26 protein-coding genes are annotated in these 23,757 nt (G+C 46.8%); 19 read left to right on the top strand and 7 right to left on the bottom strand.

The window, feature by feature from the left end; translation table 11 throughout:
* The first annotated feature begins 9 nt into the window (after positions 1-9).
* From H6995_03770 to pntB, 8 genes are all read left to right on the top strand, one after another.
* Positions 10-753 (top strand): adenosylcobinamide-GDP ribazoletransferase, encoded by a 744-nt coding sequence (locus H6995_03770; GenBank protein ID MCP5214111.1) that lies wholly within the window; start codon positions 10-12, stop codon positions 751-753.
* A 69-nt stretch (positions 754-822) separates the two neighbouring features.
* Positions 823-1,677 carry a cobalamin-binding protein gene (locus H6995_03765; GenBank protein MCP5214110.1) on the top strand — a complete coding sequence of 285 codons (855 nt, stop codon included), beginning with the start codon at positions 823-825 and terminating at the stop codon, positions 1,675-1,677.
* Between the two features lie 193 nt (positions 1,678-1,870).
* Positions 1,871-2,452 carry a septation protein A gene (locus H6995_03760; protein MCP5214109.1) on the top strand — a complete coding sequence of 194 codons (582 nt, stop codon included), beginning with the start codon at positions 1,871-1,873 and terminating at the stop codon, positions 2,450-2,452.
* Positions 2,453-2,461: 9 nt separating this feature from the next.
* A complete protein-coding gene (locus H6995_03755) occupies positions 2,462-2,761 on the top strand; it encodes a YciI family protein (GenBank protein ID MCP5214108.1) in 300 nt (99 codons plus the stop codon).
* Between the two features lie 10 nt (positions 2,762-2,771).
* A complete protein-coding gene (locus H6995_03750; GenBank protein MCP5214107.1) occupies positions 2,772-3,434 on the top strand; it encodes a TIGR04211 family SH3 domain-containing protein in 663 nt (220 codons plus the stop codon).
* Positions 3,435-3,482: 48 nt separating this feature from the next.
* Positions 3,483-4,112, top strand: coding sequence for a peptidylprolyl isomerase (locus H6995_03745; GenBank protein ID MCP5214106.1), 630 nt, complete (start codon positions 3,483-3,485; stop codon positions 4,110-4,112).
* A gap of 377 nt (positions 4,113-4,489) precedes the next feature.
* Complete coding sequence (locus H6995_03740) at positions 4,490-6,046, top strand: Re/Si-specific NAD(P)(+) transhydrogenase subunit alpha (protein MCP5214105.1); 1,557 nt, start codon at positions 4,490-4,492, stop codon at positions 6,044-6,046.
* Between the two features lie 12 nt (positions 6,047-6,058).
* A complete protein-coding gene (gene pntB / locus H6995_03735; protein MCP5214104.1) occupies positions 6,059-7,462 on the top strand; it encodes a Re/Si-specific NAD(P)(+) transhydrogenase subunit beta in 1,404 nt (467 codons plus the stop codon).
* Positions 7,463-7,562: 100 nt separating this feature from the next.
* Here the strand turns inward: pntB and gloA are convergent, their stop codons facing one another.
* The 3 genes from gloA to H6995_03720 form a co-directional block, all read right to left on the bottom strand.
* Complete coding sequence (gene gloA, locus H6995_03730) at positions 7,563-7,961, bottom strand: lactoylglutathione lyase (GenBank protein MCP5214103.1); 399 nt, start codon at positions 7,959-7,961, stop codon at positions 7,563-7,565.
* A 12-nt stretch (positions 7,962-7,973) separates the two neighbouring features.
* Positions 7,974-9,194, bottom strand: a complete 1,221-nt coding sequence (locus tag H6995_03725) for an argininosuccinate synthase (GenBank protein MCP5214102.1) — start codon at positions 9,192-9,194, stop codon at positions 7,974-7,976.
* A 137-nt stretch (positions 9,195-9,331) separates the two neighbouring features.
* The gene (locus H6995_03720; GenBank protein ID MCP5214101.1) at positions 9,332-10,231 is read right to left on the bottom strand and encodes an OmpA family protein; all 900 of its coding nucleotides are present in this window, start codon (positions 10,229-10,231) and stop codon (positions 9,332-9,334) included.
* A 211-nt stretch (positions 10,232-10,442) separates the two neighbouring features.
* Between H6995_03720 and pyrC the strand changes: the two genes are divergently transcribed.
* The gene (pyrC, locus tag H6995_03715; protein ID MCP5214100.1) at positions 10,443-11,480 is read left to right on the top strand and encodes a dihydroorotase; all 1,038 of its coding nucleotides are present in this window, start codon (positions 10,443-10,445) and stop codon (positions 11,478-11,480) included.
* A gap of 10 nt (positions 11,481-11,490) precedes the next feature.
* Positions 11,491-12,153 carry a ribonuclease T gene (gene rnt, locus H6995_03710; protein ID MCP5214099.1) on the top strand — a complete coding sequence of 221 codons (663 nt, stop codon included), beginning with the start codon at positions 11,491-11,493 and terminating at the stop codon, positions 12,151-12,153.
* Between the two features lie 99 nt (positions 12,154-12,252).
* On the opposite strand, the gene H6995_03705 is transcribed toward rnt, so the two are convergent.
* Together H6995_03705 and grxD are read right to left on the bottom strand one after the other, a co-directional pair.
* Positions 12,253-12,858 carry a peroxiredoxin C gene (locus H6995_03705; GenBank protein MCP5214098.1) on the bottom strand — a complete coding sequence of 202 codons (606 nt, stop codon included), beginning with the start codon at positions 12,856-12,858 and terminating at the stop codon, positions 12,253-12,255.
* A gap of 126 nt (positions 12,859-12,984) precedes the next feature.
* Positions 12,985-13,320 (bottom strand): Grx4 family monothiol glutaredoxin, encoded by a 336-nt coding sequence (grxD, locus tag H6995_03700; GenBank protein ID MCP5214097.1) that lies wholly within the window; start codon positions 13,318-13,320, stop codon positions 12,985-12,987.
* Positions 13,321-13,624: 304 nt separating this feature from the next.
* On the opposite strand from grxD, the gene H6995_03695 reads away from it, so the two are divergent.
* The 3 genes from H6995_03695 (at position 13,625) to H6995_03685 (ending at position 16,864) form a co-directional block, all read left to right on the top strand.
* Positions 13,625-14,866 (top strand): aspartate aminotransferase family protein, encoded by a 1,242-nt coding sequence (locus tag H6995_03695; protein ID MCP5214096.1) that lies wholly within the window; start codon positions 13,625-13,627, stop codon positions 14,864-14,866.
* A gap of 7 nt (positions 14,867-14,873) precedes the next feature.
* The gene (argF, locus tag H6995_03690) at positions 14,874-15,791 is read left to right on the top strand and encodes an ornithine carbamoyltransferase (protein ID MCP5214095.1); all 918 of its coding nucleotides are present in this window, start codon (positions 14,874-14,876) and stop codon (positions 15,789-15,791) included.
* A gap of 185 nt (positions 15,792-15,976) precedes the next feature.
* Complete coding sequence (locus tag H6995_03685) at positions 15,977-16,864, top strand: HDOD domain-containing protein (protein ID MCP5214094.1); 888 nt, start codon at positions 15,977-15,979, stop codon at positions 16,862-16,864.
* 109 nt (positions 16,865-16,973) lie between these two features.
* Here the strand turns inward: H6995_03685 and H6995_03680 are convergent, their stop codons facing one another.
* Positions 16,974-17,165 carry a hypothetical protein gene (locus tag H6995_03680; GenBank protein MCP5214093.1) on the bottom strand — a complete coding sequence of 64 codons (192 nt, stop codon included), beginning with the start codon at positions 17,163-17,165 and terminating at the stop codon, positions 16,974-16,976.
* Positions 17,166-17,530: 365 nt separating this feature from the next.
* Between H6995_03680 and H6995_03675 the strand changes: the two genes are divergently transcribed.
* From H6995_03675 to H6995_03665, 3 genes are read left to right on the top strand one after another with little or no spacing between them, the layout of a single operon-like run.
* Positions 17,531-18,346, top strand: coding sequence for an ATP-dependent zinc protease (locus H6995_03675; GenBank protein ID MCP5214092.1), 816 nt, complete (start codon positions 17,531-17,533; stop codon positions 18,344-18,346).
* Complete coding sequence (locus tag H6995_03670; GenBank protein MCP5214091.1) at positions 18,343-19,884, top strand: inactive transglutaminase family protein; 1,542 nt, start codon at positions 18,343-18,345, stop codon at positions 19,882-19,884. The genes H6995_03675 and H6995_03670 overlap by 4 nt, the downstream gene beginning before the upstream one ends.
* Positions 19,871-20,809 carry an alpha-L-glutamate ligase-like protein gene (locus H6995_03665; protein ID MCP5214090.1) on the top strand — a complete coding sequence of 313 codons (939 nt, stop codon included), beginning with the start codon at positions 19,871-19,873 and terminating at the stop codon, positions 20,807-20,809. The genes H6995_03670 and H6995_03665 overlap by 14 nt, the downstream gene beginning before the upstream one ends.
* 41 nt (positions 20,810-20,850) lie before the next feature.
* Here H6995_03665 and H6995_03660 read toward each other — a convergent pair whose 3' ends face one another.
* Positions 20,851-21,612 carry an AsmA family protein gene (locus H6995_03660; protein MCP5214089.1) on the bottom strand — a complete coding sequence of 254 codons (762 nt, stop codon included), beginning with the start codon at positions 21,610-21,612 and terminating at the stop codon, positions 20,851-20,853.
* A 194-nt stretch (positions 21,613-21,806) separates the two neighbouring features.
* Between H6995_03660 and H6995_03655 the strand changes: the two genes are divergently transcribed.
* The 3 genes from H6995_03655 to H6995_03645 all read left to right on the top strand — a co-directional run bounded on the left by H6995_03655 (position 21,807) and on the right by H6995_03645 (position 23,724).
* Entirely contained in the window at positions 21,807-22,484 is a 678-nt protein-coding gene (locus tag H6995_03655; GenBank protein MCP5214088.1) for a GNAT family N-acetyltransferase, read from the top strand.
* Positions 22,485-22,576: 92 nt separating this feature from the next.
* Complete coding sequence (locus H6995_03650) at positions 22,577-22,987, top strand: PilZ domain-containing protein (GenBank protein ID MCP5214087.1); 411 nt, start codon at positions 22,577-22,579, stop codon at positions 22,985-22,987.
* A 92-nt stretch (positions 22,988-23,079) separates the two neighbouring features.
* Positions 23,080-23,724 carry a DUF502 domain-containing protein gene (locus H6995_03645; GenBank protein MCP5214086.1) on the top strand — a complete coding sequence of 215 codons (645 nt, stop codon included), beginning with the start codon at positions 23,080-23,082 and terminating at the stop codon, positions 23,722-23,724.
* The last annotated feature ends 33 nt before the right edge of the window (positions 23,725-23,757 follow it).

Below are 23,757 nucleotides of genomic sequence, written 5' to 3'. Positions count from 1 at the left end.
GCTCAGAGCCTGCGCCCGTTCCTACTGGCCTGCCAATTTTTAACGATTATTCCACTCCCCACAACAGCGACACCCGATGGGGAAGATATCGGGCAATCGTCACTCTATTACCCGCTGATCGGATTGCTGCTGGGGTTATCGCTTTCTGCAACCGCCTATGTATCAAACCTGCTGTTTACACACATACTCAGCGCGGTTCTGGTGCTCACTATTTGGGTAATACTCACTGGCGCACTGCATCTGGACGGCTTTGCTGACTCTGTCGATGCCTGGGCCGGGGGCTTAGGTTCTGGCGAGCGCACTCTCAGAATAATGAAAGACCCCCACTGTGGCCCAATGGCTGTAACCGCGTTGGTGCTATTGCTTTTAATCAAAGCGGCCACATTAGCTGCACTTCTTATGCTGAGTGGTAATTTATTACTGCTGCTAATACCTCCGGTACTGGCCCGATTGAGCATACTGGTATTGTTTCTCACAACCCCCTATGTCCGCCCCCTGGGCTTAGGTGAAGTTTTGATTAACCACTTTCCTCGTCGCACGGCCCTCGCTATTTGCCTTCTGCTTCCCACCTTCCTATTACTGGCAGCCTTTTCACTCAGTTTAAAAATAATACTGGTGAGCGGGCTATCTTTCCTGATGTTGCGAAGGATGATGATTACACGTATTGGCGGTTGTACCGGGGATACTACGGGTGCGCTAGTGGAAATGCTTGAAGTCGGAGTACTGTTAACGATGGTCGCTCATTATGGCTAATAGACAATCACTTAATAGCTCTGTGCGGACAACACTCAACTAATGCGACACCTGCTTTTTATCGCCTGTATGCTTATTATTCGCATCTCGCTTGCGCAATCAGGCTCAATTCAGGTGACTGATGACCTCGGTCATTCCATTCAGACCAGCAAACCGGCAAAACGTGTGGCGAGCCTAGCGCCACATGTCACGGAAATGTTATTTGCGGCCGGGGCCGGTAGTCAGGTAATAGCAGGCGTTAGCTACAGCGATTACCCACCTATTGCGAAAACTCTGCCACAGTTAGGAACCTATACAAAAATTGATTTCGAAACCCTTATGGCGATTAAACCCGACCTAGTGGTTGCTTGGCTTAGTGGCAATGGTGCCAACCAGATTAATCGACTTAAAGAACTAGGCCTTCCTCTCTATACCACTAACCCAGAAATTCCTGAAGATATCGCCACCAACCTCATCAGACTCGGTCGTCTGACAGGAAATACCTCCGTCGCTGACAAGGCCAGCGCTGCCTTTCTCAATGAATTACAGCAATTGCGCTTTACCTATTCCCAGCGTCGCCCGGTAACCACCTTCTATCAGGTATGGAATAATCCGCTGGTCACACTAAATGAGCGTCATTTGATCAGCCATTTAATCAAGCTCTGCGGCGGCAAAAACGTATTTTCTGATCTGCCAAATCTGACCACACAGATCAGTATCGAGGCTGTCTTAACACAAGACCCAGAAGTCATCATCTCCAGCGGCATAGATGCACAACGCCCGGACTGGCTGGATAATTGGTTAAACTGGCCAACCCTGAAAGCGGTTAAACACGGCCACCTTTTCTTTATTCCCCCAGACATCGTGCAAAGACATTCACCACGCGTGCTAGAAGGCGCTCGGCTTTTATGTCAACAACTTGAACAAGCACGAAGCGTGCGCTGAGGATATGTTAATCGGAGTTTCATCCATATCTTGCCGATAAATTTTTGTTACACATTGAAGCCACTTCCGCTATCCGGCTTTTTTTCGCTCCAAATCAGAAATTCCGCAAAAGTTGCTTTATAATACGCCGCTTTATTTCAGCGCTCAGGCTATACTTGGGCTTGTCTAAACTTCATCTGCATGTAGCCAACCCATGAAAAAACTGTTGTTCGATTTCTTTCCCATCGCCATATTTTTTGCAATCTATAAATACACCAATGACATAGTGACCGCGACCGCCATCCTGATTCCCGCTACTGTGTTCCAGGTTATTTATGCCTACTGGCGTACCCGTAAGATTGAAAAAATGTACCTGGTGACGCTATTTTTGGTCGTCACCCTTGGCGGCGCTACAGTAATTCTCCAGGACAAGGTGTTCATTCAGTGGAAACCAACCGTCGTTAACTGGTTGTTTGCGGTGGCATTTTTAGTTAGTGAATTTATCGGCTCAAAAAATATTCTTGAACGCATGATGGGCGGCCAACTTGAATTACCCAAGTCAATCTGGAGCAAACTCAATTATCTGTGGATAGGCTTTTTCCTCCTGTCAGGTTTAGTTAATATTTATGTGGCGTTCAGTGGTCACTTCACCGAAGAACAATGGGTCAACTTTAAGCTATTCGGCATGCTTGGATTGACTATTGTTTTTGTTGTCCTACAAGGACTCTACTTGAGTCGACACCTTAGCGAAGGACAAATTGAACAAATTAGCACCAAGAAAGAAAACGAGGAGTAAGTATTTAGCATGCTCTATGCCATTATCAGTGAAGATGTACCTAACAGCTTAGCGCTGCGCCAAGCCAACCGTCCAGCCCACCTTGAAAGGCTCGAGCAGTTGAAACAGCAAGGCCGGCTCATCCTGGCTGGACCACATCCGGCTATTGACTCAGAAGACCCTGGCACAGCGGGCTATAGCGGCAGTCTAGTGGTGGCCGAATTTGACTCTCTGGATGCGGCGCAGGCCTGGGCGGACATAGACCCCTTTGTGAGTGCGGGGGTGTACCAAAAAGTTACCGTAAAACCCTATAAAAAAGTTTTACCCTAAGGAAGTCAGAATGAAGAATGCTTGGTTAACTCTTACTGCTTTGCTGCTAAGTACTACGCTACAGGCAGAAACTTTTTATGTGACAGATAGTTTTCGTGTCCCATTACGCAGCGGCAATACCAACGGTTACCGTATTGTGGCAGAGCTGAAAACAGGCACCTCGGTCAAGCTTTTAGAGGACGACAAGGCATCGGGTTACAGCAAAGTTGTCACTAAAAAAGGTACCGAAGGTTGGATGTTGACCCGTTATTTAGTGTCACAGCCCATCGCTAAAGTACGGCTCGAAGCGGCGGAAGCCAAATTGAAAGAACTCTCCGAACAAAGAAACGCCTTAAAAGGCAGCCAATCAGAGCTGGAACAAATGGCTGAGAAGTTGCAACAGGACAATCAGGCGCTGAAAGAATTTAATACTAAAATTTCAGACGAACTCGCCTACATCAAGCAGGTGTCTGGCAATACCGTCGCTATCAATCAACGTAATCAGGAGCTGGTCGAAGAAAATCAGCAGTTACAAAACCAAATTGAATTAATGACGGCAAAAATTGATCGCCTAAAGGATGATACTAACAAAGAATATTTCCTCTACGGTGCCGGGGCTATTTTAATCGGTATCTTTTTAGGGCTGACCATACCCTCCATTCGCCGCAAGCGAAAAGATCCTGGCTGGGTCTAAAACACAGTAACAATTCAGTTCTTGGAAAATATCAAATAGGCACGATATATGATTTCATCCCTTCGAATTTGGCTACTTATTACAGTGTGTACAGCATTCGCTGCACCAAGCACTGCGGATTCAAACAACGCCGACTCGAACAATCAAGCCAACAATAATCCCCTGATCACCATGGAAACCAGCATGGGCACCATTCAGTTGGTACTCTACCCAGCGGCTGCTCCCATCACGGTCGCTAATTTTCTGGATTACGTCAACCAAGGCTTCTATAACGGCACGCTGTTTCACCGTGTGATTGCCTATTTTATGATTCAAGGCGGCGGTCTGGACCAAGAATTACAACTCAAACCCACTGGCGAGCCGATTGTCAGCGAAGCCAATAATGGTTTGAATAATGAGCGTGGCACCATCGCCATGGCGCGCACTCAAGATGTCAATAGCGCCAGAGCACAGTTCTTTATTAATGTAGAAGACAATACCCACCTGAACTACAGCAAAAGTAGCGGTGGCTATACCGTATTTGGTAAGGTCATAACAGGTATGGAGGTAGTTGATAAAATCAGCAATGTCGACACCACCAACTTCGAACGTAACTATGATATCCCCGTAGAACCGGTATTCATCATCTCAGTACGCGCCCAAAACCCAGAATCAAGCGCCCAGCCCAATAACCCCTAAGATCACTAAAATTAGTGCAAGGCTTTGCAAATAAATTCATTGTGGTTCATTATCACTTGGCGCTGATATTGTTGGGGGCGATACTGGCTGACGGGGCAACCTGTTAACAACTCACTTTTCGAATGTTAAAAACCTAGAAGGGCTGCACCTAAAATCAATAGGTTACACATTCACAGGCAAGACAATCATTCCCCGCAACATTATCATCTCGTCGGTCAGTCAATAAACCCCGTCACAAGGGGTGACGAAAAACAGTCCGGCAGTTTTACTTACTCGGTATTCGGTGGCCGTTGTCAATTAGCGCTGGCATTGTTCCGATGTACTCAGCGCAGTAAAAACCAAGGGCGGAAGTACTCACATTTGAGGAGAAATTAAAGATGCGAATTGGGATACCTAAAGAGATCCATGAAGGGGAGAAAAAGGTTGCTACCACCCCTGAAGTGGCGGAGCAGCTGATTAAGCTGGGGTTTGACGTAGCTATAGAGTCAAATGCCGGTCAGGCAGCTAACTTTTCTGACGATGCCTATCGAGAATCAGGCGTGACTATCGTTGAGGACACAAAAAAGCTCTGGGCAGAATCGGACATCATTTTTAAGGTCCGTGCGCCAGAGACCCATCCTGAGCTTTGTATTGACGAAGTCGAGTTGCTACACGAAGGGCAAACCCTACTGAGCTTTATCTGGCCCGCGCAAAATGAAACGCTGATGCAACGTTTAGCTGAGAAAAAAGTTACGGTGCTCGCCATGGACAGCGTACCGCGTATTTCCCGCGCGCAGAAAATGGACGCCTTAAGTTCACTAGCCAATATTGGCGGCTACCGCGCCGTAGTCGAAGCTGCCCAGCATTTTGGACGCTTCTTTACCGGCCAGATTACCGCCGCTGGTAAAATTCCTCCCGCAAAAGTATTGGTGATCGGCGCAGGTGTTGCCGGTCTTGCCGCTATCGGCGCAGCGAAAAGCATGGGGGCAATTGTCCGTGCTTTCGATACCCGCCCGGAAGTGAAAGAACAGGTCGAAAGTATGGATGCTGAATTCCTTATGCTGGAATTCGAAGGTGATGATGACGGTACTGGTGAAGGTGGTTATGCCAAAGTCATGAGCGATGAGTTTATCAAAGCGGAAATGGAACTGTTCGCAAGACAAGCGATGGATGTCGACATTATTATCACCACGGCATTGATTCCTGGCCGACCAGCACCGGAGTTAATCACCGAAGCCATGGTTAAAACCATGAAGCCCGGTAGCGTAATTGTCGATTTGGCCGCTGAAAAAGGCGGTAACTGTAAACTGACCGAAGCCGATAAGGTTGTGGTCAAGCACGGCGTGACACTAATAGGTTATACCGACCTGCCAAGCCGTTTGGCGGCACAAGCCAGTCAGCTATATGGCACCAACTTAAGACACCTGTTAACCGAATTAAGCCCCGAGAAAAATGGTGAAATTTTCGTCAACATGGAAGACGAGGCTATCCGTGGTGCGACTGTAATCAACAGCGGCGAAATCACCTGGCCACCACCGGCACCGAAGCTCTCCGCAGCACCAAAAAAAGCGGCTGAGCCAGCACCCATGGTGAAAGCAGAACCAAAACAACCCAGCAAGTTAGCGAGTTTATTGCCCTTTATAATTGGCGTTGCCGCTCTGTATGGTTTAGGTGCAGTCGCTCCTGCCGCCTTTATGGCGCACTTTACCGTGTTTGTGCTGGCTTGTTTTGTCGGCTATATGGTGATCTGGAACGTTTCTCCCTCGCTGCACACCCCCTTGATGAGTGTGACTAACGCGATTAGCAGCATCATCATTATCGGCGCTTTAATTCAAGTTTCATCAGATCAAAATTGGATCATGATCCTGTCTGGCGTCGCCATATTAATCACCAGCATTAACATCGTGGGCGGCTTTGCCGTGACCCAACGCATGTTAGCTATGTTCAGAAAGTAAGGGGAGAGAAACATGTCTACAGGAATAGTAACCGTATCCTACATCGGCGCCTCGATCCTATTTATTCTGGCATTGGGTGGCTTAAGCAACCAGGAAACCGCACGTCGTGGTAACCTTTACGGCATGATCGGCATGACCTTAGCTTTGATCGCAACACTGATCGGCATTGTCACCGCTAACTATGTGGTATTGATTGCCGGTGCCGCGATCGGTGGCTTAATTGGCTGGGTGTTAGCCAAGAAAGTTGAAATGACGCAAATGCCAGAGCTAGTGGCAATTCTCCACAGCCTGGTCGGTTTAGCCGCCGTGTTAGTCGGTTATGCTAACTTTATGGATCATAGTCTAGCCATTACCGGTGTTGAAAAGACCATTCATGATGTTGAAACTTATCTGGGTATTTTGATCGGTGCCCTGACCTTCTCCGGCTCCATCATTGCCTTCTTAAAACTGAGCGCAAAAATCAGTGGCAAACCGTTAATGTTACCGGCCCGTCACTGGCTCAACCTGGGTTTATTAGTACTGGCCGTCTGGTTTGGTAATGACTTTTTAAACCAATCCGCTACCGGCGGCGGCATGATGCCACTGATGCTGATGACTTTAGTTGCTTTGCTCTTCGGTATCCATATGGTTATGGCTATCGGCGGTGCTGATATGCCCGTAGTGGTTTCCATGCTCAACAGCTATTCCGGTTGGGCTGCAGCAGCCACTGGCTTTATGCTGAACAACGACCTGTTGATCGTGGTCGGCGCACTAGTAGGTAGTAGCGGCGCCATCTTAAGCTACATCATGTGTCGCGCTATGAACCGTAAGTTCCTTTCGGTAATTGCGGGTGGCTTTGGCACATCGGGCGGCTCCGGCGCGCCAGCAGGGCCTGCGGGTGACGTTGGTGACGTGGTTGCGGTCCAGGCCGAAGAAGTGGCCGAGATGCTGCTTGACGCTAAAGAGGTCATGATTATTCCAGGGTACGGAATGGCAGTAGCGCAAGCGCAACACACCGTGTTTGAACTGACTAAGCAACTGCGCGATAAAAAAGTTAATGTACGTTTTGGTATCCACCCGGTTGCAGGACGTATGCCAGGTCACATGAACGTACTTTTGGCAGAAGCGAAAGTTCCCTACGATATCGTGTTCGAAATGGACGAAATTAACGAAGACTTCCCTGATGTGGACGTGTCTATTGTTATCGGCGCCAACGATATTGTAAACCCAGCGGCACAGGAAGAGCCCAATAGCCCCATCGCGGGCATGCCAGTGCTGGAGCCCTGGAAAGGTAAAACTACAGTCGTATTAAAACGCGGCATGGCCACTGGCTATGCGGGCGTGGATAATCCACTTTTCTATAAAGAAAATACCCGTATGCTGTTTGGTGATGCCAAAGATAGTATTGATGCAGTACTTAAAGCAGTAACCAGTTAAGCTCTTTGTTAGCGGGCTGGTTCAATTTTCGCCAGCCTAAATCCAAAATTAAAAAAGCTGCCATTTGGCAGCTTTTTTGTTTCAAAAGAAAGTTTACTATTTAAATCTTCGCTTCCTGCCCCTTATTAATTAACTCAATCGCATAACCATCCGGGTCTTTAATAAAAGCCAGCTGCGTAGTACCACCTTTGATCGGGCCGGGCTCGCGCGTGACGACACCGCCCTGCTGCTTTACCCGATCACAGAACTGGTAGATATCATCCACTTCCAGGCAGATATGGCCGTAAGCAGTGCCATGGTCATACTTATCCACATCCCAGTTATAGGTCAGCTCAATCAATGTACCTTCGTCAAACTCATCATAGCCGACGAATACCAGCGTATATTTATACTCTGGATTTTCCATGCGCCTAATCTCGCGCATGCCCAAAATGTTAATGTAGAAGTCAACCGAGCGCTTCAGGTCGGTGACCCTCAACATGGTATGCATGATTCTCATTGGTAGACGCCTCTATTTGAGTAGATTGCGGTTCTTTTTCGCGGCAATACGCATACGTAGCGCATTCAGTTTGATGAAACCTTCCGCATCTTTTTGATTATAGGCACCCGCGTCGTCCTCAAAGGTGGCGATACTAGCATCAAACAAGCTATCTTCAGACGCCCTGCCAACGACAGTCACATTGCCTTTGTAGAGTTTGAGTCGCACCCGTCCATTGACATACTCTTGAGTTTGATCGATTAGCGCCTGCAGTGCTTTACGCTCCGGTGACCACCAGAAGCCGTTGTAAATCAGCTCGGCGTAGCGTGGCATCATTTCATCTTTGAGATGTGCGGCTTGACGATCCAGGGTAATGGACTCAATCGCCCGATGGCACTTTAACATAATGCTGCCGCCGGGGGTTTCGTAACAACCTCGCGCCTTCATGCCGACAAAACGATTTTCTACAATGTCGGCACGGCCAATGCCGTTCGCGCCGCCGACCTTGTTTAAATAAGCCAATACCGTAGCGGGCGACATGGCTTCGCCGTCAATCGCAACGATATCGCCGCACTCATAGGTAAGTTCGATGTAAGTCGGCTGATCCGGCGCCTTTTCCGGCGAGACACTCCACAACCACATATCCTCTTCCGGCTCTGTCCAAGGGTCTTCCAAGATATCCCCTTCGTAGGAAATATGCAGTAAATTAGCATCCATCGAATAAGGCGATTTGGTACCACGTTTTTTCTCGACCGGAATATTGTGGGTTTCACAGTAGGCGAGCAGAGAATCACGAGAATTCAGCTCCCACTCACGCCAGGGTGCGATAACCTTTACCCCAGGTTTAAGTGCATAGGCACCTAACTCGAAACGCACTTGATCGTTACCCTTCCCGGTCGCGCCGTGCGCAATGGCATCGGCCCCGGTTTCATTGGCAATCTCAATGAGCCGTTTCGCAATCAACGGACGGGCAATGGAAGTGCCTAACAGGTACTCACCCTCATACAAGGTGTTGGCACGAAACATGGGAAAGACAAAATCACGCACAAATTCTTCACGCAAATCATCAATATAAATTTCTTTGATGCCCATGGCCTTAGCTTTCGCTCTGGCTGGTTCAACCTCTTCACCTTGACCCAGATCGGCGGTAAAAGTCACCACTTCACACTGATAGGTTTCCTGTAACCATCGGCAGATCACCGAAGTATCTAGACCGCCAGAATAGGCTAGTACAACTTTTTTGATATCAGACATTTTCACCCCGAAACTTGGCCTCGAATCACTATCGAACGCTCAACAAATATACAAAGGGCGCTATTTTAAACCGCGACGCCATGCATTAACAGCGCCACCATAGATTAAATTAGGCTTTGAAGAGGGTAAAAAGAGTACTATTTGCGTTCTAAACGGATCGTCACTCGGCGGTTTCGCGCCCGATTTTCATCTGATGTGTTCTTGAGGGCCGGGTATTTGTCACCATGATAACGCAGCATCATTAGCTTGTTATCAACACCGGCTTGTTTGAAATAATTTTCTACTGCCGCCGCTCTAACTTTGGATAAATTAACATTATTACGCTTATCGCCTACGTCATCGGTATGACCGTCAATATAAATACGCTGGATTTTTTTATCCGCTTTGACATAACGCACAATCAAGTCCAGTTGTTGCTGGATTCCCTCGCTTAACGAGGTATCATTCGTATCAAAAAAAATGGCAGAGCGCGCAATCTGCTTATAATTAACCGGCAATAATTGTGACAAGCAACCCACATAGTCCCGATATGCCTGCTGAAAATTCACCGCAGACATCACCACCTTGACCTGCTCACCAGCAGTGATGGAGGCATCACTTAGCGCCGAAATAGTCGGCATCATACCCTGATTCAGCTGCGCTAACATAATTGAGGAGTAAGGTGTTCCTATTTGTACTGGCGTCGTGTGATCAGTCACTTCCAAAGTTGTAATTGTGCGCGCCTGTGTGTTGGGTTTCCAAGCGGGGCCCTGTGCGATCAAGGAAGCCTCACCGGGCTTCAAAATACGGCTATAGGACTTCAATCGGAATTCTAGATTTTCCCCGGCTTTTTGTAAAAAGATCCCTTCTCCAAATTCCGGAATCTGCTGGGAAAGACCACACTCAAGCTCAGAACCGGTTGTCTTCCACTCGCTATCCTCAATGTACGCGCCATAAGCACGGGCATCTCGCATAGCGTAACTGTGACAGGAATAACTAAACCCTATCACAACTAGAAAGGCTGTGAACCATTTAATCCGGTTGTTTTTTTGCTTCATATTTTGAGCGACTTAAATAATTTGATGGACTAAGAAGCGTGTCGACCGTTCGCCTAAAAACTTTAGCTGGAATATCAAAACCCTAACCAAACCAAACTGCTCAACATGACCGAATTGATCTGATAAGTAGGTTACCACTACTATCTATAAATTCGATGATAGGTTAGGATGCTGAAACGGTTTCTCTAAATAATTTAACATATAAAATTGCATGGATAAGTTAACCATTACGCGCCCCGACGACTGGCATATACACCTTCGTGACAACGAATTTCTCAATACTACCGTCGCCGATGTGGCGCGCTATTTTGGTCGCGCAATCGTCATGCCCAATCTTAAACCACCGGTCACTTCCTGCGTGCAAGCAATGGCTTATCGGCAGCGGATATTGGCGCAGTTAGATTCGTCCAGCCATTTCGACCCACTCATGACCCTGTATTTAACTGACAACACCAGTGCAGAGGAAATTACTCGTGCCTGCGATGACGCCAATATTTACGCCATCAAATATTATCCGGCGGGAGCCACGACCAATTCGGACTCCGGCGTTACGCAATTAGAGAAATGCTACCCGCTGCTGGAGATAATGGCAGAGCGCGGCTTACCGCTTTTGCTGCATGGCGAAGTGACTGACGCCGATATCGATATTTTCGATCGCGAACAGGTGTTCATCGAGCGTACCCTTGCACCGCTCGTGCGGCGTTTTCCCAGTTTAAAAATCGTCATGGAGCACATTACCACCGCAGAGGCCGTGCAGTTCGTGCAGGAATCCCCAGCCAATATCGCCGCCACCGTTACGGTTCAGCACTTACTGTTTAACCGAAATGACATGCTGGTCGGCGGCATTCGCCCGCATTACTATTGTTTACCCATACTCAAACGTAACCGCCACCAACAGGCATTACTGCAAGCGGTTACCAGTGGTAACAGTAAATTTTTTCTCGGCACCGACTCCGCGCCACACAGTCAAGAAACCAAAGAAACCAGCTGTGGCTGCGCTGGTTGCTACACGGCACCAGCGGCCATCGAATTGTATGCCACGATTTTCGAGCGGATGAATGCGCTACAGCACCTGGAGGGCTTCGCTAGCCATCATGGTCCTGACTTTTACTCATTGCCACGCAATTCAGATCAAATTACCTTAGTCAAACAGCCTTGGCAGATGCCTAAGCAGGTGACTGTTGGCGATCAACAGCTCATACCATTACTTGCCGGCGAGACCATCCATTGGCAAGTCTCCAACGTATAAGGAACTACGCTTGTCTGAACATAACAACAGATCAACCACGATCATCGCTCAGCGCTTTCGCGGCTTTCTTCCCGTAGTGATTGATGTGGAAACTGGCGGTTTTAATTCAGCAACTGACGCGCTCTTGGAAATTGCCGCTGTACCCTTGGAAATGGATGAACAGGGCATCATCTATCCGCACGAAACCGTGGCCTTTCATGTGCAACCGTTCGAAGGCTCAAATATCGAAGAGGCTGCCATTAAATTTACCGGCATCGACCCCTACCACCCGCTGCGTATTGCTCATCCAGAGTTAGATGCGCTACAGGAAATATTCAAGGTAATTCGCCGTTCGGTTAAGTCCAGTGGCTGCAAGAGGGCAATACTCGTGGGCCATAACGCACATTTTGACCACGGTTTTATCAACGCGGCGGTGCAACGCTGTGATATCAAACGCAACCCCTTTCACCCCTTTTCCAACTTCGATACGGTAAGTATGGCTGGCCTAGCCTTTGGGCAGACCGTACTATCGCGTGCCTGCGAAACCGCGGGGATCGACTTTAATAGTCAGGAAGCACATTCAGCACGCTATGACGCGGAGAAAACTGCTGAACTATTTTGTACCATCATCAACCGCTGGCAGGAATTAGGTGGCTGGGAGCAAACAGGAGGTTGGCAGCAGAATTTCGATTAAGAGGCTCTTACCGCTGACTGTATCCTTAAAAAACCAGTGCGCTTAAAAACAAAAACCCCAGCCGAAACTGGGGTTTTTTAACACCATATTAGCAAGATACTACAGGCTATCGGCATTCTCGGCTAAATAGGCCGCTACGCCATCAGGGGAAGCATTCATACCCTTTTTGCCCTTATTCCAACCCGCCGGGCAAACCTCGCCATGCTCTTCATGGAATTGTAGTGCGTCAACCATGCGAATCATTTCATCCACATCACGCCCCAATGGTAAATCATTCACCACTTGGTGGCGCACCAGGCCTTGTTTATCGATCAGGAACGAACCGCGAAAAGCCACGCCCGCCGCAGGATGTTCAACCCCATAAGCCTGACAAATACTGTGCTTAACATCGGCAACTAAGGTGTATTGCACTTGGCCGATACCACCCTTATCCACTGGCGTATTTCGCCACGCATTATGGGTAAAATGTGAATCGATAGAAACGCCAATCACTTCAACACCGCGCTCCGCGAATGCTTGATAACGGTGATCAAAGGCAATTAATTCAGAGGGACAAACAAAGGTGAAATCCAACGGATAGAAAAATATCACCGCATATTTACCATTGATTGCTTCAGATAAATTATAGCCGTCAACAATTTCACCACTGCCTAGCACGGCTGGGGCGGTAAAATCGGGGGCCGGTCTTCCTACTAGAACGCTCATGATACAAAATCTCCCTTCAGTTCTGTGTAAAGTACACCCATTGTATTACAACCTTAAACGGGGTCAACCGCTTCTCGGTAACAATTACTTTTTCGATTACGTAAGGGCTACTGGTCTACCAATTCCCTACTCGCCGCTTGCCTTCGACTCAGATACAGCGTCTTTAATCATGGTTTGTAATTCACCTTTCTCAAACAGCTCGACAATAATGTCGCAGCCACCAACCAGTTCACCATTAATAAACAGCTGAGGAAAGGTGGGCCAATTCGAATAACTCGGTAACGTCGCACGGATATCTGGGTTATCCAGAATATTAACAAAAGCAAACCTTTCACCACAGGACATCAGTGCCTGTGTGGCTTGCGCTGAAAACCCACACTGCGGCTGCTGTGGCGATCCTTTCATGTAAAGGATAATGTTGTTTGATTCGATTTGTTCTTTTATGGTGTCTAATACATCCATAATTCACCTCGTGATTAACGCTAGTTGAAATTAGGGGCGGCATTTTACAGTGATCTCAGCGGATTAGATAGTCTTTACCCCAAGTAGTCATATCGCAGCGTACGGCAGTTCACCCAGCCAGTTCGCCGATGATAGCGCTCAATAGATAGCTGAATATACCTTTAGTTCCGTTAAGATCATGTGAACAGGCTTAAAAGCAAGGATAAAGTGCGAGATCGTAGACTTCATCACGGGTTCCTATTATTATTTGCCTTTTAGTTTGGCAGCCAATGCTGCCTTTTTGCGTTTTGAGGACCCTTGAAACATGGCCGATCAACATTTAATGGCAACCTATAACCGTGCAGCCACTGAATTTGAACAAGGACAGGGAGCTTGGTTATTCGACACCGATGGCAATAAATACCTTGATCTCATCAGCGGTATCGCTGTCTGCGGGCTCGGACACTGTCACCCCACCGTGACCCGGGCGATACGCGAGCAGGCTGGACGGTTAGTTCATACCTCCAACCTGTATACTATCCCGTTACAGTCACAGTTGGCTGATCTTTTGTGTGACGTATCCGGCATGGACAACGTCTTTTTCTGCAACTCCGGCGCAGAAGCCAATGAAGCAGCCATCAAACTGGCTCGACTATACGGTCACCAACGTGAAATTTCTTCTCCAAATATTATTGTGATGGAAAATTCCTTTCATGGTCGCTCCTTGGCAACCTTGTCGGCAACCGGCAGTCGCAAAGCCCAGGCAGGCTTTGAGCCTCTGGTCGGCGGTTTCATCAGAGCCCCCTACAATGACATTCAGGCACTTGAGTCTATCGCCAAAAACAATCCCAATGTCGTTGCGATTTTACTCGAACCTATTCAGGGTGAAGGTGGCGTTAAAATCCCCGATACCGACTACCTGAATCAAATTAGAACGCTTTGCGACACCAATAATTGGCTGATGATGCTCGATGAAGTACAAACTGGAAACGGTAGAACTGGTGCTTACTTCGCCTATCAGCATAATAATATCGTACCGGATGTTGTTACCACGGCTAAGGGCTTGGGTAATGGATTTCCTATTGGCGCTTGTTTGGCGAAAGGCACGGCCGCAAAGGTTTTTCAACCAGGCAACCATGCCTCCACTTTTGGCGGTAACCCGTTAGCCTGTGCTGCGGCTATCGCAACCGTCAATACTATTATCAGCGAAAACCTAACGGCTCATGCTGCTAAATTAGGTGCGCAGATGCTCGCTGATCTAAAGGAAGAGTTAAAATTTGCCAACTACGTCAAGGACATACGTGGCATGGGAATGATGTTTGGCATCGAACTCGACGCACCTTGCACCGAGTTATTGGTACTTGCCAAAGCGAAAGGCTTGCTGCTGAACGTCACAGCGGACTCCGTTATTCGTTTACTACCGCCTCTTAATCTGACAGAAGACGAAGCCAAGCTGGCCATTAAAACCGTCGTCAAATTGATTAAAGTGTATGCGGCTGATGAACGCAGTACCGAAAGACGTGCCGCAGCACGTGCAAGTAGTGACCGGCGCAAATCATCCGACTGATACTACGATGAGCATTCGACATTTTCTTACTTTGCACGATCTCAGTGAGCTGGAGTTCAAACAGCTTTTGCTGAGGGCAACCGAGCTCAAGCAGATGCTGCATGCGGGAGTTTCCTACCAGCCTCTAAAAAGTAGCGTCATGGCGATGATATTTGAAAAATCATCTACCCGTACGCGCATTTCATTCGAAGCTGGTATGACTCAACTGGGCGGACATGCCATGTTTTTATCACCGACTGATACGCAATTGGGCAGGGGTGAACCGATCGAAGATAGCGCTAGAGTAATGTCACGCATGGTTGATATTATTATGATTCGCACCTTCGAACAAAGTAAAATTGAACGCTTTGCACGTTTCTCACGGGTACCGGTGATTAACGCTTTGACCGACCAGTTCCATCCTTGTCAGCTGCTGGCCGACATGCAAACTTATCAGGAGCATAGAGGTTCCATCCAAGGTAAAACAGTCGCTTATATCGGTGACGGCAACAATATGTGCAACTCATATATTAATGCCGCCGCGTTACTCGACTTCCACTTAAACATTGCCTGTCCACAAGGCTTTGAGCCGATGACCTCATTGTTAGAACAGCACCGGGACAGAATAACGCTGGTGCGCAACCCTCAAGAGGCGGCACATGCTGCACACCTTGTCGTTACCGATGTTTGGGCCTCAATGGGACAGGAACAGGAACAGGCTGAACGTGAGAAAAAATTTGCTGGCTTTCAGGTCACGCCAGCACTAATGGATACAGCCGATTCAGCAGCACTCTTTATGCACTGTCTACCCGCTCACCGAGGGGAAGAGGTGAGCGAAGATATGCTGGATGACCCACGCTCTGTCGTTTGGGATGAGGCCGAAAACAGGTTACACGCACAGAAAGCGTTGATTGAATTATTACTTCAGCACAGGCTGGCCATTTAAGCGTCAATTTAGTTTGGCTGGTCAAGGATCTACTCTTAGCACGACCGCGCTCACTTGGCTTACAATTCCCCCTCACTATGGCCCCAACTTATCTAAAAATTATCTTAAAGTTTCAGGAATTTTTTGTGAAAGCGTCTATGCTTATGGAAGAAACTGCCAATTAAATCAAGTAAGCGGTAATAGCCATGTTAGCAAGAGAATTAGAATTGTTCGACGAGTCAGAACACGCGAGTGACAATATCCTTTCTGAGATCGAAGATGCTCTCAAAAAGGAAGAAATCAAACTTCCTGCGATCCCCGATATAGCAATGAAAATTCGCGAGAGTTTTAAAGATGAGCAATACGATGTCGCCCAGATCGCCAAAATCGTTCAGACTGAGGCTGGATTAGCGGCTTATGTGCTAAAAATTGCCAACAGCCCATTGCATCGCGGCCCAATCCCTATCAAAACGGCAAAACACGCGATTTGCCGCCTCGGCCAGCATTCGGTACAAAATATCGTGTTGACCTATACAGTCAGATCCCTGTTTAAGTCACCCTCAATTGCACTCAAGGATCTGTTGCAGGAACAATGGCAGCAAAGCACCACGATTGCCGCCATTAGCGCGATTCTGGCGGAACGTTGTGAAGAATACGATTCCGATCAAGCACTGTTAGCTGGATTACTACAGGATATTGGATGCCTACCGCTTATTGAATGGCTAAAAAATAATCAAGCTCCTGGCGACAACCTAAAGGCTGAGTTCGAAAAACTGAAAACTCGCTATGCCGCGAGCATAGGAGAAATGATTTTGCGTTCCTGGCAGTTCGATAAAGAACTAATCGAAGTAGTGAAGTCACGTGAAGACTGGAAACGAATTTCTGATACGGAATTCGACACCGCTGATATCGTGATGATCGCTAGGCATCATTATTATATGGGTGCTGGCAACAAGAAGCACTGCCCTAATATTACGGATATCGGTTCCTACCATAAGCTTCCTTTTAAGGAACTAACGCCAGATCAGAGCTTAGCCATTTTAGAGGAATCAAAGGAAGAAATTGCCGACCTCAAACAGATGCTACTGTCCTAACCAGCCTAAATTCAAGCACTCATTAAAATGGCCAATACTCGATGTGGTATTGGCCTTTTGCTTAAACAGGAATATTCTCACCCAACTAGTTAAATTACTCCATTTAAGCTTAGGCGGCCTTAGTTCTCGCATCCTGCATCCCGGTTTCCGATAAAACCAATTGAATCTCTGTCGATGTTGCACCCCCGGCGCTAATCACAATATAACCTTCAGGGTAGTCAGGCATAATCTGGCCGAGCTCATCTGCCTGCATCAGGTCGCAAAGCTCAGTCTCCATAAAATAATTTGAAGCCGTATTCATAACCTCAACTGATAAACTGGAATAACACATAAACTATGTCTCTAAATACTGGTGAGTGATGACGCTGAGTTTAATAGATCAATATGACTAAATTATGAAATTCTATCACCAACATAGAACGCTAAAGTGACGCCCCGACAAATAGGCAACCATATGAGTATTACTGCTAAAATCACCATAAAAATTACATTTTTATCAATCAATGTCTTTGCAAAACGCTCCCCCCTAACATTTTCAAATTCTAAGCTGATGCTTATCTGCAAATATCTATGGTATCTTATGTACTTTAAGGAGCCACTGATTAATTCCTTAATGTCTAAGATGCCTTAAGGGCATTAACTCAACAGCATTGAACAGATTAAGCTATGTCGAAATTATATTTTTATTCTTTCACAAAAACCGCTTACCTAATCGGTTTGTCGCTACTCTTCAGTGGTTGCGCCTCACAATATCGAATTGATCAGGAAGCTCAGCGCAACCAGCTCCAGCAAGAACAGCAAGCACTCGAACAATTAAAAGCGGCATTGGCTGAAGAGCGCAGAGAGCTGGATCTTAAGCTCGCTCAGCTTGATGAAGAGAATGAGCAAATAGCGATAGAACGAGAGCAGTTAGAACAGAGCCAGCGAAAATTGGAAATACTGAAAACACCCTTGCACCCTCACACCAATTCAAAGCCCGTCGCCCCCCTAAAAAATACCAAACAAGCAAGGCTTCCTGCACCGAAGAAATCCTTAGCCCCTGAATACAATCAAATATCCCACACGGTTATCGGACAACTTGAGAAGGTTTACTTGGAACCGCCAGGCCTTACCTTTACCGCCAGGGTGGATACCGGCGCTGAATCTTCATCGATCAATACCCTCGATATAACTAAGTTTGAACGTGATGGTAAGCCTTACGTTAGGTTTCATGTTTCACACCCTCGTACTAGCGAACCCGTTGAGCTGGTGCGACGCATAAGGAAACACAAGCGCATTAAAGAGCCGAATGATGAGTCCCCAAAAAGGCCGCTGGTGAGAATGCGCGTCGTTATGGGCGGAATTGATCAACGTATTGACTTTTCACTGGTTGATCACGTTAATCCCGAATATTCCGTCGTCATCGGTCGCAATTTTCTTAGCGATTTCGCTATCGTGGATGTTAGCAAACAATTCCTCACTAATCCGGAAATTAATCAATGACGCCTAGGGCTAAGCTCGCTATTCTAGTGGTAATTCTGGTCAGCTCGGGTATAGGTCTCATACTCTATAAGCACTATTCTTTAGGTTTTCCGCTCTGGCCTGGCGAAAAACAACAAGTCTGGACCATTGAGGCTAAGGTGGAATTCCTTGCCTATGGGGATCCGGTGTTGATATCGTTCGCCTTGCCGGATAAACCACCGCATTTCATTAATCTAAAAGAAAACTTCGCCTCTGCCGGGTATGGATTTTCGCAGGAACAAATTAACGGTGAAAGACGCGCAAAGTGGACATCGCGTGCAGCATCTGGCAAGCAGACACTTTTTTACCGTTTGGATGTTTATGGAAAAACGGGAACCAACTTAAAAAAATCCTTCGATCCGGCTACGCCCTTAATTCCGGTTGAGCTCGAAGAGCCTTATAAAACAGCAGCACTGAACCTTATTGCCGATGTACAAAAACGCTCTGTTAATGCGGAGACCTTTGCGGCTGAACTGATAAAATCACTTAACTCTCCGAATCTTGAACAAAGTGTTCAGCTACTATTGGGCGAAAACTACAGCGAACACTTCAAAGCTCAACTGTCCATTGATTTGCTGTCGTTAGCAAAGATACCCGCTCGCATTGTACGTGGGCTTTATTTAGAAAGTGGTCGCCGCAGACAATCCTTGGTGAGTTTTATTGAAGTGCATGAGGGCGATCAATGGTTATTATTCAATCCCGTCACTGGCGTACAAGGTATACCGAAAAATTTTGTGATCTGGCAGCGCGGAGGTCAATCTCTATTAGATGTCACCGGCGGCAGCCAGTCGGTTGTACATTTTTCTATGATAAAAAATGCACGGGCATCGCGCGATCTTGCCCTGCGTTATGGTGAGGACACCAAGGCTCCGCTGATTGATTTTTCCATCTACTCTCTACCAATTGAGGAACAAAACGCCTTTAAATACATATTGCTCATTCCTATTGGCGCATTAATTGTGGTCATCATGCGCATTCTCGTAGGCATACGCACCTCCGGTACCTTTATGCCAATTCTTATCGCCCTGGCATTTATTCAAACGACACTCATTACTGGCGTAATAATCTTCTTGCTCGTGGTCGGAACCGGGCTAATCATCCGTTCCTATCTGTCACACTTAAATTTACTGTTAGTGGCAAGAATATCATCCGTAATTATCGTGGTGGCTGCACTGATGGCGGCAATTAGCATTATCAGCCAAAAACTGGGGCTAAGTCAGGCACTGACCGTTACTTTCTTCCCAATGATCATTCTCGCTTGGACCATTGAACGGATGTCCATTTTATGGGAAGAGGACGGACCTCATGAGGTTCTCATTCAAGGTAGCGGCAGCCTGATTGTGGCGGTGCTCGCATACCTTTGCATGACCAACCCTGTGGTGGAGTATTTCACCTTCAATTTCCCAGAAATGCTACTTGTTAACCTGGGCTTAATCATGGTGTTAGGACAATATACCGGGTATCGATTATCCGAACTGAGACGCTTTCGAACCTTGATGAATCAAGATGTTTCTCGCTAACCCTAGAAAACTTCGAGAGATGGGAATACTGGGCATGAATGGCCGCAACTTTAGTTATATTGCGCGCCATAACCCACGACACCTATATCCTCTGGTTGACAATAAGCTGAAATTTAAACTCCTGGCTCAAAAAGCAGGCATTGCTGTACCAGAGCTGCTAGGCACCGTAAGTGAACAGCACGACATAAAAAAACTTCGCTCAATGCTGGCTCCGCATGCCCAATTTGTCATCAAGCCCGCCAAGGGTAGTGGCGGAAAAGGTATCTTGGTCATCAACGAACAACGCCACGACCTTTATTTCAAGCCCAGCGAAGAAGCTCTAACCAATGCTCAAATTGAGTTACACGTTTCCAATATTTTGAGCGGCCTATACAGCCTGGGTGGTACCCCTGATGTGGCTATGATCGAAGCAATGGTGCAGCTGGACCCGGTCTTCACGAACTATAGCTATGAAGGTATCCCAGACCTGAGAGTAATTTTATTTCGGGGTTATCCAGTGATGGCCATGCTCAGACTGGCAACGCATGTGTCCGACGGTAAAGCCAACCTGCACCAAGGCGCTGTCGGTGTGGGCATTGATCTCGCCACCGGTACAGCGTTACGCGCCGTGCAATTCAATCGCCCTGTCTCTAAACATCCTGACACAGGCTATGCCTTTACCGAGTTAACAATTCCGCATTGGAATAATATTCTGCCCTTAGCCGCATCCTGTTATGAGCATACTAGCCTTGGCTATCTAGGGGCTGATATTGTCCTGGATAAAAATCTTGGCCCTTTAATTATTGAACTTAATGCGCGCCCCGGTTTATCTATCCAAGTTGCTAACGGCACGGGACTTGGCAATCGACTAAAAAAAATTAATACCATCGCTAATCCCAGCCAGAGCCCCGAGGAAAGATCAAAAATAAGTCAAGAAATCTTCTGAGCTGGCTAATTTTGTCCCTCAGAAGATTTCTTTGTCTCGCCTTATTTCTTTTTATCAAACAATCCCCTTAGCTTGTCGCCAGCTCCCTTAATTTTCTCTTCAACCGCTTTATCGACTGTTTCTTTAATTTGATCAGTAGGAACTATTTTACTTACCGCACCAGCCACATTTTTGGTAATCGCACCAAATACTTTTTTCGCCGCATCTGCCGGAGAGGCACCATCGCCGTCTTTACCAATATCTTCTAAATGAATATTTGGTATGCTCGCGCTTGTCCCCTTTCCACCCAACAAACTGGCGACCAGATTAACTTTGGTGCCATTGATAAAAACATCATCAATCATCAGTTTAGTATTTGAAGTATCCTCAGTTTCGAAAGAACTACTGCTGCTCCCCGCTAATGCCGCCGTACGCTCTTCAATATTGCGCTGCAGTGCGCTAATGTTTGATCCGTTTTTTCCTAACTCATAGGTTAGTTCAGCGCCTTCAACCAATATTTTGCGAATCGAAATTTTATCGGAAAAAAGGCTTTTAACATCCAACAGGATCGCCACCTCACCAACTTTAACAGCACTTTCAGACTTAAATCCTTGCGGATTACCAATCACTAAGTTCTTAATACTCGCCGATCCCGAAAGGATCGATACATTAACGTCGCTTAATACCACTTTGGTTCCGGTGATTTCCGGTCCAAACTCCTCCACTGCATGTCGAATAATTGTGCCCGACTGTGACGCGACTATACCGGCAGCGATGGCAATCAATGCAACAATAACAAGAATTACTAAAATTATTTTTTTCATCATTTTTTTCCTTCCGTGCACTATGGTGGTCAATTACTCTTTATGAGCCTAGCAACTTACTTTCTTTCTATATGCCAACCCCTTTCAATAGTCAACCTTCGAACCTTGAAATTCAACCGTGACATTCAATTGATATTGATCAATTGAATGTCTTCAGGTTTAATGCCTGTCATACAAAAATCGGGGGAATGCTTATGCCGCTTGATGATTTACCAGCTGTACGTGTCGTGAGAATTGGAAAATCAAATACAACACAGGCCCAATCAATATTTTTTCACGCCTATCGCGAAAATATTTTTTTACGCTATATGCTCAACGCCAAGCGACGCGGTTACGAGCAGCGACTCAGAGGCTTTATCCGCGAGCAACTCATGGCGCATTACAGTGGCTCAAATCTATCACTGGCCATTGCTATCAAAGATCAGTTAGTTGGCGCCGTCATGGTAAGCCGCGCCGATGACCCTAGAAATTTTACCTCAAATTGGCGCTGGCGCCTGCGCATGTATTCCATTGCTGGCATTTATTATACGGAACAACTGCGCGACTACTACGAAAGGCTTCATCACGCATTAGAACAGATAGACCATTATTGGATATCACTCATTGCCTTACACCCTAACCATCAACATCGAGGTTATGGCCACGCGCTGGTGGAAGCCGTACACCGGGAATGTGAGCAGGATAATCTTTTCCAAGGTCTTAGCATCGACACCAGCGACACTCAATCAAAAGCTTTTTTTGAGTCTCTTGGTTACTCTAAGGTTGCCGACGTACCCATCAGAGATTTTTCAATGAATGTCCTGTTTCACCCAAAGAATGGCTCAGAATGCCCATTTGTGTCGGCACCGGAGCAATGCGATAGCAAGGGTTAACTCATCGTCTCTGCCACTCGTAAAGCAGAATTTATATCCAGTGCTATACTTTTCAGGTATTTATATCGGATAGCACCTGACGAGAAACCTTAGTGCCAAGTGATAGCAGAATAGATCCCCGCGTTAAAGCACGGATTCCCACCCAGCTCAAGATAAGCGGTGGCCCTCAATTGGAAATTTGGATGGACAATATTTCCATTACTGGCCTCATGCTGGAAGCTAGCCGAGATGACTTTCAGAAAATCCTTGTTAACAGCAAAGGCCTGCATATACATGAACCCGTTGAAGTGGATTTGAAGTTTAGCTTGCCGGGCAAAGCCGTAGCACAGGTCACAGTTAACGCCCATTGTCGTGCGATCTATGTGCGCCGGCAATCCCAGAACAAATACTATATCGGTTTTAAATTTCTCAAAATCACACAGCGAAGTAAGATGGCGGTGAATCGCTACATCAACCATAAGTTGGCGCCTACAATCAATCCCATGACTTGCAGCGAAAAATAGATAGGTTTAGATTAGGCTGTGAAAAACAGCTAACTAACTGTTGCAAACAGCAATATCATCCCACCCTTTTTTCTTGCTACAAGGTGAAACTCATGCCCAAAATAAAGGCATTTATCAAACGGTCACTAATCGGCGGCGTGCTTGTTATACTCCCCATCGCCATTCTCGTATTTTTTTTCCGATGGATTTTCGATCTGGTTACTGAGTTACTCACCCCATTATCGGATCTATTGATTAAATCCTACGGTATGCCTCATTTAGCGGCAGACTTGCTGGCCGTCCTGATAATTATCCTACTGTGTTTTGTTCTCGGCACTATTATCAGCACCGGCGTCGGCAAATGGGCTCATGACCGTTTTGACAGTTATCTTGCGAAACTCGCCCCCGGTTACCGAATGATCAAAGAAATCATCAATCAATTCTTTGGCGACAATGACGACTCACCTTTTAAAAGCGGGCAAGTTGCCCGTGTTAGGTTATTTGGCAAAGCGATAGAAACCAGCGTTACCGCTTTAGTTACCAGCCAGCATACCGACGGAACCTTTTCTATTTTTATTCCCACCGGCCCGAACCCAACTTCAGGAATGATTTACCATGTCGCGCCTGATCTGGTGGAGCTTTTACCCAATATTAAAGTGGATTCTGCAATGCGTACTATCATCTCCTGCGGCGCCGGATCTAATGAACTATTCAGTGCCGCACGTACCACTAAAATTAACGAGGCAATCTCTGATTAAATCCTTAATATCTCTGCGCGCTGCATTGGAACC

Source organism: Pseudomonadales bacterium (assembly GCA_024234615.1).
Lineage (GTDB): Bacteria > Pseudomonadota > Gammaproteobacteria > Pseudomonadales > IMCC2047 > JAJFKB01.
The sequence above is the reverse complement of the archived record's forward strand: the minus strand, read 5'-3'. Positions and strand labels throughout refer to the sequence as shown.

What these genes read in the sequence shown, in the direction of transcription:
- H6995_03675 (MCP5214092.1), top strand. Translation starts at nt 17,531, where the DNA reads ATGTCGAAATTATATTTTTATTCTTTCACAAAAACCGCTTACCTAATC.
- H6995_03660 (MCP5214089.1), bottom strand. Translation starts at nt 21,612, where the DNA reads ATGAAAAAAATAATTTTAGTAATTCTTGTTATTGTTGCATTGATTGCC.
- H6995_03740 (MCP5214105.1), top strand. Translation starts at nt 4,490, where the DNA reads ATGCGAATTGGGATACCTAAAGAGATCCATGAAGGGGAGAAAAAGGTT.
- H6995_03750 (MCP5214107.1), top strand. Translation starts at nt 2,772, where the DNA reads ATGAAGAATGCTTGGTTAACTCTTACTGCTTTGCTGCTAAGTACTACG.
- H6995_03720 (MCP5214101.1), bottom strand. Translation starts at nt 10,231, where the DNA reads ATGAAGCAAAAAAACAACCGGATTAAATGGTTCACAGCCTTTCTAGTT.
- H6995_03665 (MCP5214090.1), top strand. Translation starts at nt 19,871, where the DNA reads ATGTTTCTCGCTAACCCTAGAAAACTTCGAGAGATGGGAATACTGGGC.
- pyrC (MCP5214100.1), top strand. Translation starts at nt 10,443, where the DNA reads ATGGATAAGTTAACCATTACGCGCCCCGACGACTGGCATATACACCTT.
- H6995_03755 (MCP5214108.1), top strand. Translation starts at nt 2,462, where the DNA reads ATGCTCTATGCCATTATCAGTGAAGATGTACCTAACAGCTTAGCGCTG.
- H6995_03655 (MCP5214088.1), top strand. Translation starts at nt 21,807, where the DNA reads ATGCCGCTTGATGATTTACCAGCTGTACGTGTCGTGAGAATTGGAAAA.
- gloA (MCP5214103.1), bottom strand. Translation starts at nt 7,961, where the DNA reads ATGAGAATCATGCATACCATGTTGAGGGTCACCGACCTGAAGCGCTCG.
- grxD (MCP5214097.1), bottom strand. Translation starts at nt 13,320, where the DNA reads ATGGATGTATTAGACACCATAAAAGAACAAATCGAATCAAACAACATT.
- H6995_03695 (MCP5214096.1), top strand. Translation starts at nt 13,625, where the DNA reads ATGGCCGATCAACATTTAATGGCAACCTATAACCGTGCAGCCACTGAA.
- H6995_03670 (MCP5214091.1), top strand. Translation starts at nt 18,343, where the DNA reads ATGACGCCTAGGGCTAAGCTCGCTATTCTAGTGGTAATTCTGGTCAGC.
- H6995_03760 (MCP5214109.1), top strand. Translation starts at nt 1,871, where the DNA reads ATGAAAAAACTGTTGTTCGATTTCTTTCCCATCGCCATATTTTTTGCA.
- H6995_03705 (MCP5214098.1), bottom strand. Translation starts at nt 12,858, where the DNA reads ATGAGCGTTCTAGTAGGAAGACCGGCCCCCGATTTTACCGCCCCAGCC.
- H6995_03685 (MCP5214094.1), top strand. Translation starts at nt 15,977, where the DNA reads ATGTTAGCAAGAGAATTAGAATTGTTCGACGAGTCAGAACACGCGAGT.
- argF (MCP5214095.1), top strand. Translation starts at nt 14,874, where the DNA reads ATGAGCATTCGACATTTTCTTACTTTGCACGATCTCAGTGAGCTGGAG.
- H6995_03765 (MCP5214110.1), top strand. Translation starts at nt 823, where the DNA reads ATGCTTATTATTCGCATCTCGCTTGCGCAATCAGGCTCAATTCAGGTG.
- H6995_03745 (MCP5214106.1), top strand. Translation starts at nt 3,483, where the DNA reads ATGATTTCATCCCTTCGAATTTGGCTACTTATTACAGTGTGTACAGCA.
- pntB (MCP5214104.1), top strand. Translation starts at nt 6,059, where the DNA reads ATGTCTACAGGAATAGTAACCGTATCCTACATCGGCGCCTCGATCCTA.
- H6995_03680 (MCP5214093.1), bottom strand. Translation starts at nt 17,165, where the DNA reads ATGAATACGGCTTCAAATTATTTTATGGAGACTGAGCTTTGCGACCTG.
- H6995_03725 (MCP5214102.1), bottom strand. Translation starts at nt 9,194, where the DNA reads ATGTCTGATATCAAAAAAGTTGTACTAGCCTATTCTGGCGGTCTAGAT.
- H6995_03645 (MCP5214086.1), top strand. Translation starts at nt 23,080, where the DNA reads ATGCCCAAAATAAAGGCATTTATCAAACGGTCACTAATCGGCGGCGTG.